The organism is Kribbella sp. NPDC104740, assembly GCF_055583505.1.
In genome coordinates, this window is sequence record NZ_JBVJNV010000002.1 from 941,795 (window position 1) to 955,824 (window position 14,030).

A 14,030-nucleotide genomic window follows, 5' to 3' on the forward strand; every position below is an offset into this window, starting at 1 on the left:
GTCGCAGGAATTGCAGGAATGTGCAATTCGCGCAGAGCTAGTCCACCGACAACGCCGCGATGCGCCGCCGCAAGTGCCGGGACTGGAACAGGCACGCCCCGAAGAGCAGCGCGCCGGCAACGGTCAGGATCGTCTGCAGCCAGCGACCGTCGATGATGTTCAGCACCGAGGCAACCACCTCGACCACCAGCATCACGGCAGCCAGCACCCGGAACCACCAAGACTCCACCCTGCCGGCTTGAACCCGCGCTAACTCCACTGCCGCCGTACGGACCACCGGATCGGCAGGAATCGGGCCTCGCCATGCCGCCTTCCGCGCTGCCCGCTTCTGCTCGCGCGTCAGACTCGCCAGATCGAGATCTTCCAGCAGGCGCCGCTCCCGTTGACGACTGAGAGCCATGCACAGACCGAAGGCAGGTCCAGTGAACACCCCGGCTACCAACGCCGCTATCCAGGTCTCAACTGCTGCATACCGGACGACCAGTGCGAACAAGACCCCGAACGATACGCCGCTGATGACAGCGACCTGCCAGCCCGCGAGCTCGCGAAAGTACGTTCTCACTGCAACACGGTGGCCCAGACCACGAAGGTTCACACCTTACCGGACGCCAGTTGCAGCTTCTCCCCCTACAGTTCCGGCGTCTGAGGTTCCGGGTAGGTAGCCAGGGCCGGCCCTCCCCTGATAGCTCGACGTCGTGCGCGGACGTCGAGGACCTCACGAGTCACCGTCGAAGCGCCAAGGTCCAAGGTCCTGGCAAGACGGGCAACCTCCTCCGCCACGAGTCCTGCCGGCATCTTGCGGACTAGCGGCGCAACTGCCCGCAGAGCACCGACTCGGCCGTTCACGTGATCGAGAACCCGACTCCATCGGCCGAGCTCAAGCTCGATGGCCAAGCTGACCAACGGACGGGTGGAAGTCAGTTCGTTGCGGAGCCGACTACGACCATCGGCAGAGCGCAGCAACGAGGCCGGGTCCTCACCGGACGGCAAGTCCGCCACGACAACCTTGGGGAACTCCGCCGCCAAGGTCGGGAGACTACGAACTGCCGCAGCGCGCCCCGCCCGATCGCCGTCCAAAGCCACGATCACAGTGTCAGAACTGGCAGTCATGCGAAGCATCTGGGCCTGAATCGTTGAGATCGACGTTCCACAAAGGGCGATTCCAGCCCACCGCGCATCTTGCCCACTAGCCAGGCCTACCGCGATCGCATCCGGTGGCCCCTCAACAAGCACCGGCACGACCCCGCGCTCCAGCTGCTGCTCTTGCTCCGCGAGACCAACAAGAACATCAGACTTCCGGTAAACCATGGTCGACGATGTGTTCAGGTATTTGGGGCGCCCGCCACGCCCGCGGCCGATGAACCCGACCGGCGAAAGATCCGATCCATGGACGGGGAACATGATCCGATCGCGAAACCGATCGATCAGGTGTCCGTTACGCGCCACGATCGCAAGGCCCGACTCCACCAGTTCCAGATCCTCGAATCCCCTCCGGCGCAAGTGCTCGACCAGATGCGCCCACCCCTCCGGCGCGTAACCCACCTTCCACCGCGACCCAGGCTCAAGCACCTGCCCAAGCCCGCGCACCTGAAGGTGAGCCTTCGCCCAGTGGGTACGCCTGACGAGCAACTCCCTGCGGTAGAACCGGGTCGCCTCCGCATGGGCCTCGATCATTCGCCATGCCTTGGTGACCGGTGCGTTGGAGAACCGACTCATTCCATCCGTCCTTCGCAGCCGACAAAGGCGCCCAACGGCGCTGGGCTACCAACGTCCGGCACGGAACGGTTGGGAAGAACCGGGAATCTTCATTCCAGGAGTCCCGGTCGGGCGATTAGAGCGCGCGGGCGGGCACTGGCTCGATCGTTGATCCGTCATGGACCCAAGACGATCGGAGGAAACAGACTTAGAGCCGTTGGGGGCACCCCTAGAGGTGCGAGTGCCGGACCAGCCGCTGGTGCTTTGTCCACAGGCGGCTCGTGTGTTGTGCCGGATTGTTGTAGGAGGTTGGGAGTCCGGCAGACGTGCGGGGCGGCAGGATGGACGAAGGGAAGCGGATCTTGAGCGACGGGGACGGCGGGCAGTGGCAGACGCTGGATGACCTGCTCGGGCTGGAGGCCATCGAGGCTGCGCCGGCGGCTGGGGACGGCATCGGGAGGCTGGCGTTCTACGGGCGGTGCTCGACCGAGGACAACCAGGACCCGCGGACGTCGCACGCGTGGCAGTTGGGTGAGGCGCAGCGGTTTGTCGAGCCGTTGGGCGGGACGATCGTGGCGGAGTACTTCGACATCGGGGAGTCTCGGTCGTTGCCGTGGGAGCGGCGGACGCAGGCGAGTCAGGTGCTTGCCGCGTTGAAGGATTCACGGCGACAGTGGGACGGCCTGGTGGTCGGTGAGGCCACACGGTGCTGGTATGGGAACCAGTTCAGTCTGACGTGGCCGAAGTTCGATCGGTTCGGGGCTGCCTTGTGGATTCCCAGCCTCGGAGGTCGATTCGACCCTGAGAACACGGTGCACGACATGGCGATGACCATCACCGGTGGGCTGTCGAAGAGTGAGCGGCAGCATGTGCAGAAACGGACTCGGGCCGCGATGGCTGCTCAGGTCCTGATCGATGGGAAGCACCAGGGCGGCCGGGCGCCGTACGGGTATGTCGTGGTTGACGCTGGGCCGCATCCGAATCCACGGAAGGCGCAGGAGGGATATCGGTTGCGGGTGCTGGCAGTCGATGAGGGCGCGGCACCGGTCGTCCAGCGGATCTTCGGGCTGTATCTCGAGGGGCTCGGGATCAAGGCAATCGCTGCCGTGCTCAACTTCGAGCATGTGCCATGCCCGTCGGCCCATACGCCGTCGCAGAATCGGCACCGCAAGATGGACGGCTGGCAGCACAGCACGGTGCGGGCGATCCTGGACAACCCCCGCTACACCGGGTACGCCATCTATGGGCGGTGGCAGAAGGTCGAGGAGCTGCTCGACCCCGATGACGTCGCAGCCGGCCACGTTGTGCAGTTCCGGCGGTCGGCGCAGGCCAAGATCGTCCGGTCGCGGGAGCCTGCTCACCCGGCGATCGTCTCAGTCGAGGACTTCACCCGGGTGCAACTGGTGCTGCGGTCACGGCGAGGGTCCGGACCCACCAACTTCTCGAAGCGTGAGCGGAACAGAGTCACCGAGAAGCGCGTCTGTGTCTTTCGGTCGACGATTCGCTGCTCGCAGTGCGGACGGAAGATGGAGGCGGCTCCCCGCAGCCACGCGATCTTCTACCGGTGTGCCGCGCGGACGCTCCTGCCGGAGACCCGAATCGCCCTTGAGCATCCTCCGACGGTGTACGTCCGCGAGGAGCACCTCACGCGTCCGATCAATAGGTGGATCGCCGAGCTGTTCAGCCCTGCGCATCTGCAGACCACGGTGGACGCCCTCGTCGGTGCAGAGGACGAAGACGAGAGCGAAGTGCAGATGGCGGTCGCTCGTCGGCGGATCGCTGAGGCTGAAGCGACGATGAAGCGGCTGCAGCGTGCACTCGAAGCTGGGTGGGACCCCGACGGCTTGACCAGTCAGTACAACACCGCGGCTTTGGACAAGCGTGCCGCTGAGGCGGCGATGGCCGCGATCAAGCCGGCGCAGCGGCTGACAGCCGATGACGTCAGACAGATGATCGCTGAGTTCGGCGACATGGCTCGGGTCCTGGACAGCGCGGATCGAATGGATCTCGCCGAGCTCTACAAGGCACTCGGACTGGCGATCGTCTACGACAACGACCAAAAACGGGCTGATGTCTCCATCAGCCCGTGTGTGGTTAAGGTCGGTGTCCGAGGGGGGACTTGAACCCCCACGCCCCGTAAAGGGCACTAGCACCTCAAGCTAGCGCGTCTGCCTATTCCGCCACCCGGACAGGTGGTCTGGCCGCTTCTCAGCGGCGCCGACCGGAGAACAGTAGCAAAGGTTGTGGGGGAAATTCACATCGGGGGGTCGGGGGTGTCGTGAGGGGTGGGTTGGGGCTGGTGGGGCGGGTGGGATCGGGGCTGGTAAGGCGGGATTTTGCTACTGGGTGACCGGCGTTGGGGCGGGGTCTCGGTCGAAGTACGCGACGGCGAAGAGGATGGCGGCGGTGATGATGCTGACGCCGGCGTTGGTGATCAGATCGGTGGTGGCCATGCCGATCTCGGGGCCCCAGTAGACCAGTTGGGAGGTGGCATCCCAGAGCAGGTACATCAGGGCGTTGACGATGATGAACTTGCGGCGGTCGGTGGCTCGCTGGAGCGTCATCGTGATGATCGTGACGGCGATGATCAGGACGTGGTAGCCGGCGACGGCGTACCACTGGAAGTGGCGGGTCGGCGTCATCTCGCCGCCGCGGTAGGCGCGGTCGGTGAGGGCGGGGTCGAACGTGAGGACCAGGGCCTGCAGCAGGTTGAACGCGATGTAGAGCCAGAGGACCACGCGCAACGGGAGTCTCATGCGGACACTCTCTCAGTGCTGGCGGAGGTGGTCGTGAAGGGTGCGCGCGGTGGTCGACATGAGGGCGTCGGCGGCGGGCTGCGTGGCGGCGGGGACGGTGGAGCGCGTCAGGACGGTCACGGCGTACGACGAGCCGTCGGGGTGGGTGGCGACGCCGATCTCGTGCCGGAGGTTGAGCAAGGTGCCGGTCTTGGAGGACCAGGTGGTGGCGTCGGAGCGGAAGTCGGGGGTGAGGCGCTGGCGGTGCAGGTTGTGGGACATCAGGGTGCGGACGCTTGCCGCAACAGGAGCGGGGATCGCGGACGGGGTCCAGAGGGCTTCGAGGAGATTCGTGTACGCGCGGGCGCTGCCGGAGCTGGCCCGGTCGGGGTCGAGCTGCGAAATGTTGCTGGCGGCATCTATCGCGAGGTGGTGGGCGAGAGCGGGTTCGGTGAGCCGGTCGGCGGGGGTGTCGGTGAGGTCGCGCAGCGGGTGGCGGACGGAGATGCCGTCGAGGCCCCAGGTGTGCAGGAGTTCGGTGACGTACGCCGGCGAGGTGAGCGCGAAGAGTGCGTCGGCGGCGGTGCCGTCGCTGAGGCAGGTGCTGAGGTAGACGAGGTCGTCGATCGCGATCCGCGCCGGGCGCTGGAAGCGGCTGAGGCCGGTCGGGCCGGGGGCGGTGATGCGGCCGGGGGCGATCTCGACGGGCTGGGCACCGTCGAGCTCGTTGTGGTGGATGCGGTTGAGAGTCGCGAGGGCCAGCGGGATCTTGACGAGGGAGGCGGACGGGAGCTGTACGTCGGGGTCGATGCCGAGCTCGGCGCCGGTATGGAGGTCGCGGACGAGGATGCTCGCCTGGAGGCCGCCGTCGGCGAGGTTCTGGCGGAGCGAACGGATCAGGGACTCGGTCATCGGCGGGCTCCGAGAGAGCGCGTTCCCGCGGCTCCCAGGCAGCGGGCTACCGCATCGGACAAGTGGGCGTGGAAGAGGCCGACGTCGACGCCCGGTGCTGGAGTCAGAGTCAGGCCTCGGTTGAGGGTGAGATCGCCGATCGGGCGCCAGGTGAGGCTCAGGTCGTCGGCCTGCGCCTGGGAGCAGAGCAGCAGGTCGCGTGAGCCGAGCGTGTGCGCCACCGCGGTGGTGAGGTCGGCGGCGACCGCGACCTGAGTGGGCCGGAGGCCGGCGGCGTCGCGCAGCCGGGTCAGCGGGTCGCGGATGTGCGGGACGTCGTCCTCGGGCTGGATCCAGATGCGGCGGGCCTCCGACGCACCGCGATTCGGGCGAAGACTGGCGATGTGGACGCGCTTGACGGTCAGGTCACCGGCGAGGCCCAGCGGCACGCACCAGTGCGACTCGTCGGGGTGTGCGGGCAGCAGCGCCGCCTGGACCTGCTGGGTCTGCAGGAGGCGGGCCCGGTCGAGGGCCCTCTGCACTTCCAGTACGACGTCGCGCCGGCGGGCCTCGGCGATCAGAACAGCCAGGTCCGCCGTCGCGCAGGTCGTCGGTACGGCGAGCCGCCACGGCCGTCGCTTGGCGACCTCCGCCGCATGATCCAGTACGTCGGCCGCCCGGATCAGCTCGCGCGCCGCCGGGAGGAGATCGCGCCCGAACGGGGTCAGCACCGCCTGCCGCGGAGTGCGCTCGAAGAGCCGTTCGCCGTACCGGTCCTCCAAAGCGGCGACGCGGCGGGAGACGACGGACTGCGACATCCGCAGCGCGGCGGCGCCGATCGTGAAGCTCCCCCGGTCGCTGACGCTGACGAACGCTCGGCAAACTCCTAGAAGATCCACCTGGTCGATGCTATGCCGGTTCGGCATCGGAACACCCGTTCGCGCATTGGACGCGCATGGGTCCGGGCGGGTGGAGTGGGGGCATGCGAAGACAGCGTGGGGTCGTTGCGGTCATGGTCGCGCTCGCGGTCGCCGGGTGCGGAACCGCCAAGGAGACGACAGGACCGGAAGCACCGCCGCCGACGACCGCAGCCGGCACACCGCCGACGACGACCACGGTCAGCACGCCGCCGCCGACCACCAGTACGCCGTACGCCGCGCAGTTCCGCGCGCTCGAGCAGCAGTTCGGCGGCCGCCTCGGCGTGTACGCCGTTGACACCGGCAACGGACAGGAAGTTGCCTACAACCCCGACCTGCGATTCGCCTACGCCTCGACCTTCAAAGCGCTTGCCTCCGGCGCCGTTCTGCGCCAACGCAAGCTGGCTGGGATGAACAAGCTGGTCCGCTACTCCGCGGCGGATCTGTTGCCCAACTCCCCCATCACCGAGAAGCACGTCGCGACCGGGATGACACTCGCGGCGCTCTGCGACGCCGCGATCCGGTACAGCGACAACGCCGCGGCGAACCTGCTGTTCGCCGAGCTCGGCGGGTCGAAGGCGCTGGACGGCGTACTGCGCGAGCTCGGCGACGACGTCACCCGGATGGAACGCGTCGAGCCGGCGCTGAGCGAGTGGGACCCGAACGACAGCCGCGACACCAGTACGGCGCGCGCGTTCGCGAAGGATCTGCGCGCGTTCGTGCTCGGCGACGCGCTGGCCGCACCGGAGCGCGCACAGCTGACGGCGTGGCTCAAGGCGAACACGACCGGCGCCGAGCTGATCCGCGCCGGGTTTCCGAAGGGCTGGGTGATCGGCGACAAGACCGGCACGGCGGGCACCTACGGCGGCCGCAACGACATCGCGGTGATCTGGCCGCCGGGACGGGCGCCGCTGGTGGTCGCGGTGTTCTCGCACCGCACCGCCCGGGACGCCGAACCGGACAACCGTTTCGTCGCGGCCGCCGCGAAGGTTGTCGCGTCCACCTTTTCTTGAGCGCGCAGGCAACTATCTGCCTGCCAGACAAGGCAATCAGGCAACTATCTACGGGCGTTTGGCAACGAGCGCGATGGGCACCAGTGCGGCGTACGACCTGTCAGAAAGTGCCTCGGTCACGTGCCCTGCGGAGGGGGCGATGGACCGTGAGGCGCGACAACCTTCAGGAAAGGAAGTCCGGCGACATGGGCGTTTTCGACAACCTCAAGGACAAGGCCACCGGCGCGGTCGACGACCACGGCGACAAGGTCAGCGACGGTCTCGACAAGGCCGGTGACATGGCCAACGAGAAGACCGGCGGCGAGCACGGTGACAAGATCGACAAGGGCACCGACTTCGCCAAGGACAAGCTGGACGGACTGGACGGTCAGGACGACGACATCCAGTAACCGGACCACCTCTCGGACGGGCCGCGGGCATCACGCCGGCGGCCCGTCCGCCTGTCCAGGGTCAGGGCAGCAGCGGGCGCATGAACGAGCGGTCGTAGCGCAGCACGCAGCCGGACTCGTCGCGGATCCGGTCGGCGGCGACGAAGTCGGGGTCGACGCCGAACAGCTGCCGGTACTCCTCGTACGCCGCGAAACTTGGGAAGCTGAACAGGGCCATCGCCTTGTCCGACGACCCCTCCGACGGCAGGAAGTACCCGTGATGGGTGCCGCCGTGACGGTTGACCAGCTCGATCCAGCGCTGCGCGAACTCCTCGAACTGCGCGATCTTGGCCGGGTCGATGACGTATTCGACGACGCAGGTGATCATGGGCGCACAGTACTGATCAGGAGGTGCGGTGGAGCCGGAGCCAAGTGAGCTGCCTGATGCGGTGGAGCCCCAGCCGAGGGTCGAGGCTGGGCCGAGCAAGCTGCTCGCCGCGGAGCAGGCCCGGACGAGAGAACGCGAGATCGCGCTCTCCCGTGATCTCGAGGCGATCGTGGAGGCGGCCCGGCTGGTCTCCACCGACGACGAGCACGACCCGGAGGGGTCGACGATCGCGTTCGAGCGGTCGCAGACCGCGGCGCTGCTCGAGGACGCGCGCAAGCGCCTCGCCGGGCTGGATGAGGCGCTTGCGAGAGTGGAGACCGGCGAGTACGGCGTGTGCCGCGTGTGCGGACAGCCGATCGCGGCCGAGCGGCTCGCGGCCAGGCCGACGGCAACCACCTGCATCAACTGCGCGAGCTGACCGCCGCGCCGCGAAGCCCGAGGCGGTGGCACACCGAAGCAGGAGGCGACGCCGCGAACCAACCACGCCGCCCGACCCGAGGCGGTGGCACACCGAAGGACGACGCGACGCCGCGAACCGACCACCTCGCCGCCGGGCCTGAGGTGGTCGGTTCACCGAACGAGGACGAACACGACCACCGCAATCAGCCGCCTCTGCAGCTCGACCGACTCCTCGGCGGGTCCGTGACACCGGGTGCCAGGAGGCCGGTCCGCCCGGGCTGCTGTCTGCAGTTGCTGACTGGTGAGCCCGCGGCCTGACTAATGACCCGCGGCCGGCAGCGGCTCAGATCGGCAGCGGGTCGTAGTTCGCCCCGAACGGCGCGTCCGGGCGCGCGAACTCCCCCATCAACGCCCGCCGCAGCGGCGTCGTACGCTCCAGGAACTCCTGGTCGTTGCTCAACCGGTCGGCCGCCCGCACCCACGGCGGGCTGTAGACGTAGTGCGTCGTGTACCGATCGACGTCCCCGTCGTGCCGGAACGTCCGGTGCCACACCCCGTTGTGGAACACCAGCGCCGACCCCGCCTCGGCACACACCACGTGCCCGATCGCGATGTCGTCGTTCGCCTCCCGGATCGACGCCGGTAGGTCGACCCGCGACCGGTGGCTGCCCGGGATCAGCTCCATGTTCCCCATCCCCGGCACGGTCTGGTCGGTGAGCAGGTACGACACGCGCAGCTGCAGCAGCGGCACCGGGTACCCGAGGTCCTTGAAGTCGAAGGCCGACGACCCGTCCTGGTGCCAGCGGCCGTTGCCCGCGTGCGCGGGCTGCATCGTGTTCCAGCCGGCCTGCAGCACGAAGCGGTCGCCGAGCAGGCCCTGGACCTTCGGCAGGACGTCGGGATGGTCGATCAGCCGTTCCAGGACCGGCTCGTTCTCGTACGTCCGGCCGATCTGGCCGAACTCGCGTTCACGGCTGGTGTGCAGCCGCTCCGAGACGTCGTACGCCTCGGCGGCCTCGGCCTTGGTCAGCACGTTGGGGATCAGAAAGTACCCCCACGACTCGAAGATGAAGCGGTCGGTCTCGGTCAGCGGGCCTTTGTCGACGACGGGCTCGAGCATCGGTCGGTCCTCTCATCACCGGATGGAAAAGGATTTCCCGGACAAGCTTGCCGGTACGACGGCCCGCCCGCGACCGGTCCGGTGTCGGCGGCGGCACCGCCGGCCGCAGGAGCGCCGGAGGGAGCGCTCTCCGGCGATCTCGAGCGCGCGGCCCGCCGGCTGGGGCCGGACGCTCAGGCGCGGCCAGCCCGGGTGGGACGCTCAGCGCGCGATCAGTCGAGCCCGGCCCGCCGTCCGCTCAGGGCTCGATCAGTCCCGCGCGGATCGCGTACCGGGTCAGCTCGGTGGCCCGCCCGGGGTCGCCCGCTCAGGGCCCGATCAGTCGAGCCCGGCCCGCGCCCCGCTAGGGCTCGATCAGTCCCGCGCGGATCGCGTACCTCGTCAGCTCGGTGCGATCCCGCATACCGAGCTTCTGCAGGATGTTCGCCCGGTGCCGCTCGACGGTCTTGATGCTGATCGTGAGCGCCGCGGCGATCTCCTTCGACGAGTGCCCCTCGGCGATCAGCTTCACCACCTCGTCCTCCCGCGGCGTCAGCACCTGCCCGGGGAGCCGCTCGCCCCGGCGTACGCGGTCGAGGTAGTCGCGCACGAGCGTGCTCATCACGCCCGGGTACAGGAACGACTCCCCGCGACCGGCGGCCCGGCAGGCGTCGACGAGATCACGGTCCGCGACCGACTTCAGTACGTAGCCGGAGGCTCCGGCCTTCAGCGCCGCGAAGAAGTACTGCTCGTGGTCGTACATCGACAGCATCAGGATCCGCGGCGGTTCGCGGCGGCGCGACAGCTCGAGCGCGGCCTGGAGCCCGGTCATCCGTGGCATCGCGACGTCCAGTACGGCGAGGTCGATCGGCGTCGTGCGCGCGATCTCGACCGCTTCCGCGCCGTCGCCGGCCTCGGCGACCACGGTCAGGTCGGGTTCGCTGTCGAGGATCAGCCGCACTCCCCGGCGGACGAGCGCGTGGTCGTCCGCGAGCAGGATCCGGATCACGTGACCTTCAGCTCCACTCGCACTCCCCCGCGCGGCCCCGGGCCGACCGAGATCTCGCCGGAAACCAGGAGAGCGCGTTCTCGCATTCCCCGGATGCCCGCGCCCTCCGTGATCGGGCCGCGGCCGCCGCGGCCGTTGTCCTCGACCGAGAGCACGACGTACGGGCCCTGGCGGCGGAGCGCGATCTCGGCCTCGGTCGCGGACGAGTGCCGGGCGGCGTTGGTCAGCGCCTCCTGCGCCACGCGGTAGACGACGAGCTCCGTCTCCGGGGCGAGCGCCGGCAGGCCAGGCGAGAACACGCGGCGAACGCGCATCCCGTGCGACGAGAACTCGGTCGCGAGCGCAGCCAGCGCGTTGTGAAGCCCGAGGTCCTCCAGTACGCCGGGCCGCAGGCGGCGCGCGACCTCGCGGACCTCGTCGAGGCCGGTTCGGGTCGTCTCCTGGATCATGCGGAACTCCTCGGCGAGGTCGTCGGGGACGCGGTCGGACAGGCGCTTGAGGCCGAGCAACACGGCGGTCAGGCTCTGCCCGATCTGGTCGTGCAGCTCCTGCGCGATCCGGTGCCGCTCGGCCTCCTGAGCGGCGAGCGCCTTCGCGTTGCTGGTACTGCGCTCGGTCTCCAGGCGGGTGAGCATCGCGTTGAAGCTGTGGATGAGCTTGGTGGTGACGCCGCTGCGACCCTCCGGAAGGCGATGCCCGGGGCGTTGCAGATCGACCTCGTCCATCGTTCGGACCAGGCGGTCGAGCGGCGCGAGGCTGGTGCGCAGCAAGAGCGAGTTGAGGCCGACGATCGCCGCGAGGCCGAGGACGAGCACGATCGCCTCGGAGACGAGGACGCGCGCGGAGACGGTGACCGGCAGGAAGGCGAGCGCCATCGTGCCGAGCACGAACAGCAGCCCGTTGATCAGACAGACGCGCCAGTACAGGGGCAACCGCATCCCAGACGTCATCGCTCCACCTTCGCCCAGCGCGCCGGTTGTGTCCACGCAGCCCGCCGAAGGTGGGTGGTAGCACTCATGGTCCTGCCGCGGAAGCTTGGGGAGACTGGAGCTGCGGCGGACGGCCCAGGACTCCGGCCGTCCCGCCGCACCAACCGCGTACACAGCGGAAGGAGCGAGCGATGGGTGTCTTCTCCCTCATCGTCAGCTTGCCGCCGGCCGACGGGACGGATCGTGCGGTGATCGCGGGGGCGCTCGGGGCGACTGCGCTGCTCGGGGCGGTCTTGCGACGACGGCGCCGCGGTCAGCGGCGGGTTCCGATCGGAGTGGTCGCGGTGACCCGCGACGGCGTCGAGGTCGAGCTGCTCGTGACAGCTGTTCTGCGGGTGGTCGGTCCCGTACCGGTTGACCCGATCGGTACGGCGGTGGCCCGCGTGCACAACCAGGTTCTCCAGGAAGTCGCAGGTATGGACTTCAACGAGCTGATGAGTCTGCAAGAAACCACTTGGCGCACCGAGGACGGCGTCGTCGTCGAGGAGCTGATCATCGACGGGATCATCGCGCCTCACGCGAAGTACCGGAGCCAGACGTAGACCCACGCCATCGCGATGCTCAGCGCCGTCACCACGATGCCGTACCGGGTGAACTGCCAGAACGTGATGTGGTGCCCAGTACGCGATGCGATGCCGAGAGCAACCACATTGGCGCTGGCGGCAACCGCCGTACCGTTGCCGCCGAAGTCGGCGCCCAGGGCAAACGCCCACCAGAGCGACTCGCCGGTCTGCGGATCGGGGGCCTCGGCAACGACACCTTCGACCACCGGCGTCATCGTCGCGACGTACGGGATGTTGTCGAAGAACGCACCCAGTACGCCGGAGCCGAACAGCAGCGCGGTCGCCGCGACCAGGTAGTTGTCGCCGACCTGGTCGACCGCCCAGCGGCCGATCGTCTCGATCACGCCCGTGTGTACCAGCCCGGCGACCATCACGAACAGGCCCATGAAGAAGACCAGCGTCGACCACTCGACCTCGCGCAGCACCTCCGGTACGTCGACCTTCGACACCAGCACCATCGCGCCGGCGCCGACCAGGGCGACGATCGACGGTTCGAGGTGCAGCACCGAGTGCAGGGCGAAGCCCGCGACGACCAGCGACAGGACGATCAGGCAACGAACCAGCAGCGGGCCGTCCTTGATCGCGCGGCGCTCCTGCAGCGCCATCACCGCGGCGATCTCGGCGGGGTTGTAGCGGAACGACTTGCGGAACAGGAACCGGGACAGGATGACGAAGGCAACGAACACGACCACGACGATCGGTGCCATGTGCACCAGGAAGTCGTTGAAGGTCAGGCCGGCGCGGCTGCCGATGATGATGTTCGGCGGGTCACCGATCAGCGTCGCGGCGCCACCGATGTTCGACGCGAGCACCTCGGCGATCAGGTACGGCTGGGCGGGGATCCGGAGCCGGTCGCAGACCACCACCGTGACCGGCGCGACGAGCATGATCGTGGTGACGTTGTCGAGGAACGGCGACGCGATCGCGGTGATCACCATCAGCATCACCATCAGCCGGTACGGCTCGCCGCGGGAGCGTTTGGCGGCCCAGATGCCGAGGTAGTCGAAGACGCCGGTCTGCTTGATGATCCCGACGATGATCATCATCCCGAGCAGCAGGAAGATGACGTTCCAGTCGATCCCCTCGTGCTCGGAGAAGAACACCTCCGAGCCCGGGGCGAGCCCGAGCAGGACCATCGCGGCGGCCGCCAGCAGGACGACCTTGACCTTGTTCGCCTTCTCGGTGGCGATGAAGAAGAACGCGATCGCGAAGATCGCCAGCGCTACGTACGGCCGCACAGGTCAGACCGGCGGCGGCTCGCCGGGACCTGTCACCGCCAAGCTGGTCAGTAATCGCTCCAGCGTGATCGCACCGAGCAGTACGCCGTCCGCCCCGACGACCGCGACCAACGGGCTCCGCAGGCGAGCCATCAGAGCGGCGATCTCCAGCAGCGTCGCGTCCGGGGAGACTGTTGCCGGACGCAACGGCTGGCGGGGCAGGCAGTCGCCGACGGTGAGGCCCCCGAGCTCGCGCCAGAACGAGTCGGCGCTCGCCTCGTCGACCGTCCGCGCGAGCATCGGGTCCTCCTGGAAGGACCCGGGGATCGCCAGCCGCAGTACTTGCGAGCCCGGCAGTACGGCGGCCGGCCGGGACCGGTCGTCGACCACGATCAGCCCCGGCAGGCGCCCGACCGCCATCATCCGCACCGCCTTGGCCACCGGATCGCTCACGGTCACGGTCGGCACCCCGACAGCGATATCACCTGCCTGCATGACACCGTCCCGTTTCCCGTCGATCACCAGCGGTGCGGACATCAGTCACCTCGACTCTCGTCCCGCCGGTGTGGAGGCCGACGGCAACAAACCTTGTCCGACGAGTCTTGTCGGGCGATTGCTGCTGGACCATGGGGTCCAGACCCCATCTCCCCGCTCGCCCGCCTGCGGCTGGCGAGCGGGAAAGGGAAGGAAGGCGAGGGAACTCAGGGCCGGTACGGCGGTGGGCCTGGGTGCTTGAGCGCCATGGGC

At 68.4% G+C, this 14,030-nt stretch carries 16 protein-coding genes and 1 tRNA gene; 5 read left to right on the forward strand and 12 right to left on the reverse strand.

What is annotated here, in order from left to right; all coding sequences use genetic code 11:
- Nucleotides 1-37: 37 nt before the first annotated feature.
- A complete protein-coding gene (locus ACZ6Z4_RS13915) occupies nt 38-562 on the reverse strand; it encodes a hypothetical protein (protein ID WP_465562590.1) in 525 nt (174 codons plus the stop codon).
- A 65-nt stretch (nt 563-627) separates the two neighbouring features.
- A complete protein-coding gene (locus tag ACZ6Z4_RS13920) occupies nt 628-1,716 on the reverse strand; it encodes a toprim domain-containing protein (protein ID WP_465562592.1) in 1,089 nt (362 codons plus the stop codon).
- Nucleotides 1,717-2,036: 320 nt separating this feature from the next.
- Between ACZ6Z4_RS13920 and ACZ6Z4_RS13925 the strand changes: the two genes are divergently transcribed.
- Nucleotides 2,037-3,818, forward strand: a complete 1,782-nt coding sequence (locus ACZ6Z4_RS13925; protein ID WP_465562593.1) for a recombinase family protein — start codon at nt 2,037-2,039, stop codon at nt 3,816-3,818.
- Here the strand turns inward: ACZ6Z4_RS13925 and ACZ6Z4_RS13930 are convergent.
- From ACZ6Z4_RS13930 to ACZ6Z4_RS13945, 4 genes are all read right to left on the reverse strand, one after another.
- Nucleotides 3,800-3,885 (reverse strand) — tRNA-Leu (locus ACZ6Z4_RS13930). The genes ACZ6Z4_RS13925 and ACZ6Z4_RS13930 overlap by 19 nt on opposite strands.
- A gap of 149 nt (nt 3,886-4,034) precedes the next feature.
- A complete protein-coding gene (locus ACZ6Z4_RS13935; RefSeq protein WP_465562595.1) occupies nt 4,035-4,451 on the reverse strand; it encodes a hypothetical protein in 417 nt (138 codons plus the stop codon).
- A 12-nt stretch (nt 4,452-4,463) separates the two neighbouring features.
- The gene (locus ACZ6Z4_RS13940) at nt 4,464-5,342 is read right to left on the reverse strand and encodes a serine hydrolase (RefSeq protein WP_465562597.1); all 879 of its coding nucleotides are present in this window, start codon (nt 5,340-5,342) and stop codon (nt 4,464-4,466) included.
- Nucleotides 5,339-6,247, reverse strand: a complete 909-nt coding sequence (locus ACZ6Z4_RS13945) for a LysR family transcriptional regulator (RefSeq protein ID WP_465562598.1) — start codon at nt 6,245-6,247, stop codon at nt 5,339-5,341. The genes ACZ6Z4_RS13940 and ACZ6Z4_RS13945 overlap by 4 nt, the downstream gene beginning before the upstream one ends.
- Nucleotides 6,248-6,303: 56 nt before the next feature.
- Here ACZ6Z4_RS13945 and bla point away from each other — a divergent pair, with 56 nt between their 5' ends.
- Both bla and ACZ6Z4_RS13955 read left to right on the forward strand, forming a co-directional pair.
- Nucleotides 6,304-7,251, forward strand: coding sequence for a class A beta-lactamase (gene bla / locus ACZ6Z4_RS13950; RefSeq protein WP_465562600.1), 948 nt, complete (start codon nt 6,304-6,306; stop codon nt 7,249-7,251).
- Between the two features lie 185 nt (nt 7,252-7,436).
- Complete coding sequence (locus ACZ6Z4_RS13955) at nt 7,437-7,640, forward strand: antitoxin (protein WP_363668939.1); 204 nt, start codon at nt 7,437-7,439, stop codon at nt 7,638-7,640.
- Between the two features lie 61 nt (nt 7,641-7,701).
- On the opposite strand, the gene ACZ6Z4_RS13960 is transcribed toward ACZ6Z4_RS13955, so the two are convergent.
- On the reverse strand, nt 7,702-8,007 hold the full coding sequence (locus tag ACZ6Z4_RS13960; RefSeq protein WP_363668937.1) for an NIPSNAP family protein: 306 nt from the start codon (nt 8,005-8,007) through the stop codon (nt 7,702-7,704).
- A 28-nt stretch (nt 8,008-8,035) separates the two neighbouring features.
- Between ACZ6Z4_RS13960 and ACZ6Z4_RS13965 the strand changes: the two genes are divergently transcribed.
- Nucleotides 8,036-8,425: a TraR/DksA family transcriptional regulator gene (locus tag ACZ6Z4_RS13965; protein WP_465562604.1), complete on the forward strand. Its 390-nt coding sequence runs from the start codon at nt 8,036-8,038 to the stop codon at nt 8,423-8,425.
- A 324-nt stretch (nt 8,426-8,749) separates the two neighbouring features.
- On the opposite strand, the gene ACZ6Z4_RS13970 is transcribed toward ACZ6Z4_RS13965, so the two are convergent.
- The 3 genes from ACZ6Z4_RS13970 to ACZ6Z4_RS13980 form a co-directional block, all read right to left on the reverse strand.
- The gene (locus ACZ6Z4_RS13970; protein WP_465562605.1) at nt 8,750-9,526 is read right to left on the reverse strand and encodes a phytanoyl-CoA dioxygenase family protein; all 777 of its coding nucleotides are present in this window, start codon (nt 9,524-9,526) and stop codon (nt 8,750-8,752) included.
- A 343-nt stretch (nt 9,527-9,869) separates the two neighbouring features.
- On the reverse strand, nt 9,870-10,514 hold the full coding sequence (locus ACZ6Z4_RS13975) for a response regulator (RefSeq protein WP_465562607.1): 645 nt from the start codon (nt 10,512-10,514) through the stop codon (nt 9,870-9,872).
- Nucleotides 10,511-11,464 carry a sensor histidine kinase gene (locus tag ACZ6Z4_RS13980; RefSeq protein WP_465562609.1) on the reverse strand — a complete coding sequence of 318 codons (954 nt, stop codon included), beginning with the start codon at nt 11,462-11,464 and terminating at the stop codon, nt 10,511-10,513. The genes ACZ6Z4_RS13975 and ACZ6Z4_RS13980 overlap by 4 nt, the downstream gene beginning before the upstream one ends.
- A gap of 170 nt (nt 11,465-11,634) precedes the next feature.
- Here ACZ6Z4_RS13980 and ACZ6Z4_RS13985 point away from each other — a divergent pair, with 170 nt between their 5' ends.
- On the forward strand, nt 11,635-12,045 hold the full coding sequence (locus tag ACZ6Z4_RS13985) for a hypothetical protein (protein WP_465562611.1): 411 nt from the start codon (nt 11,635-11,637) through the stop codon (nt 12,043-12,045).
- Here the strand turns inward: ACZ6Z4_RS13985 and ACZ6Z4_RS13990 are convergent.
- Both ACZ6Z4_RS13990 and ACZ6Z4_RS13995 read right to left on the reverse strand, forming a co-directional pair.
- A complete protein-coding gene (locus ACZ6Z4_RS13990; protein WP_465562613.1) occupies nt 12,018-13,304 on the reverse strand; it encodes an ArsB/NhaD family transporter in 1,287 nt (428 codons plus the stop codon). The two genes, ACZ6Z4_RS13985 and ACZ6Z4_RS13990, sit on opposite strands and share 28 nt — an antisense overlap.
- 3 nt (nt 13,305-13,307) lie before the next feature.
- Nucleotides 13,308-13,820, reverse strand: a complete 513-nt coding sequence (locus ACZ6Z4_RS13995) for a CBS domain-containing protein (protein ID WP_465562614.1) — start codon at nt 13,818-13,820, stop codon at nt 13,308-13,310.
- Nucleotides 13,821-14,030: the final 210 nt, after the last annotated feature.

What these genes read in the sequence shown, in the direction of transcription:
- ACZ6Z4_RS13945 (WP_465562598.1), bottom strand. Translation starts at nt 6,247, where the DNA reads ATGCCGAACCGGCATAGCATCGACCAGGTGGATCTTCTAGGAGTTTGC.
- ACZ6Z4_RS13925 (WP_465562593.1), top strand. Translation starts at nt 2,037, where the DNA reads ATGGACGAAGGGAAGCGGATCTTGAGCGACGGGGACGGCGGGCAGTGG.
- ACZ6Z4_RS13970 (WP_465562605.1), bottom strand. Translation starts at nt 9,526, where the DNA reads ATGCTCGAGCCCGTCGTCGACAAAGGCCCGCTGACCGAGACCGACCGC.
- ACZ6Z4_RS13985 (WP_465562611.1), top strand. Translation starts at nt 11,635, where the DNA reads ATGGGTGTCTTCTCCCTCATCGTCAGCTTGCCGCCGGCCGACGGGACG.
- ACZ6Z4_RS13940 (WP_465562597.1), bottom strand. Translation starts at nt 5,342, where the DNA reads ATGACCGAGTCCCTGATCCGTTCGCTCCGCCAGAACCTCGCCGACGGC.
- bla (WP_465562600.1), top strand. Translation starts at nt 6,304, where the DNA reads ATGCGAAGACAGCGTGGGGTCGTTGCGGTCATGGTCGCGCTCGCGGTC.
- ACZ6Z4_RS13995 (WP_465562614.1), bottom strand. Translation starts at nt 13,820, where the DNA reads ATGTCCGCACCGCTGGTGATCGACGGGAAACGGGACGGTGTCATGCAG.
- ACZ6Z4_RS13920 (WP_465562592.1), bottom strand. Translation starts at nt 1,716, where the DNA reads ATGAGTCGGTTCTCCAACGCACCGGTCACCAAGGCATGGCGAATGATC.
- ACZ6Z4_RS13980 (WP_465562609.1), bottom strand. Translation starts at nt 11,464, where the DNA reads ATGACGTCTGGGATGCGGTTGCCCCTGTACTGGCGCGTCTGTCTGATC.
- ACZ6Z4_RS13935 (WP_465562595.1), bottom strand. Translation starts at nt 4,451, where the DNA reads ATGAGACTCCCGTTGCGCGTGGTCCTCTGGCTCTACATCGCGTTCAAC.
- ACZ6Z4_RS13955 (WP_363668939.1), top strand. Translation starts at nt 7,437, where the DNA reads ATGGGCGTTTTCGACAACCTCAAGGACAAGGCCACCGGCGCGGTCGAC.
- ACZ6Z4_RS13960 (WP_363668937.1), bottom strand. Translation starts at nt 8,007, where the DNA reads ATGATCACCTGCGTCGTCGAATACGTCATCGACCCGGCCAAGATCGCG.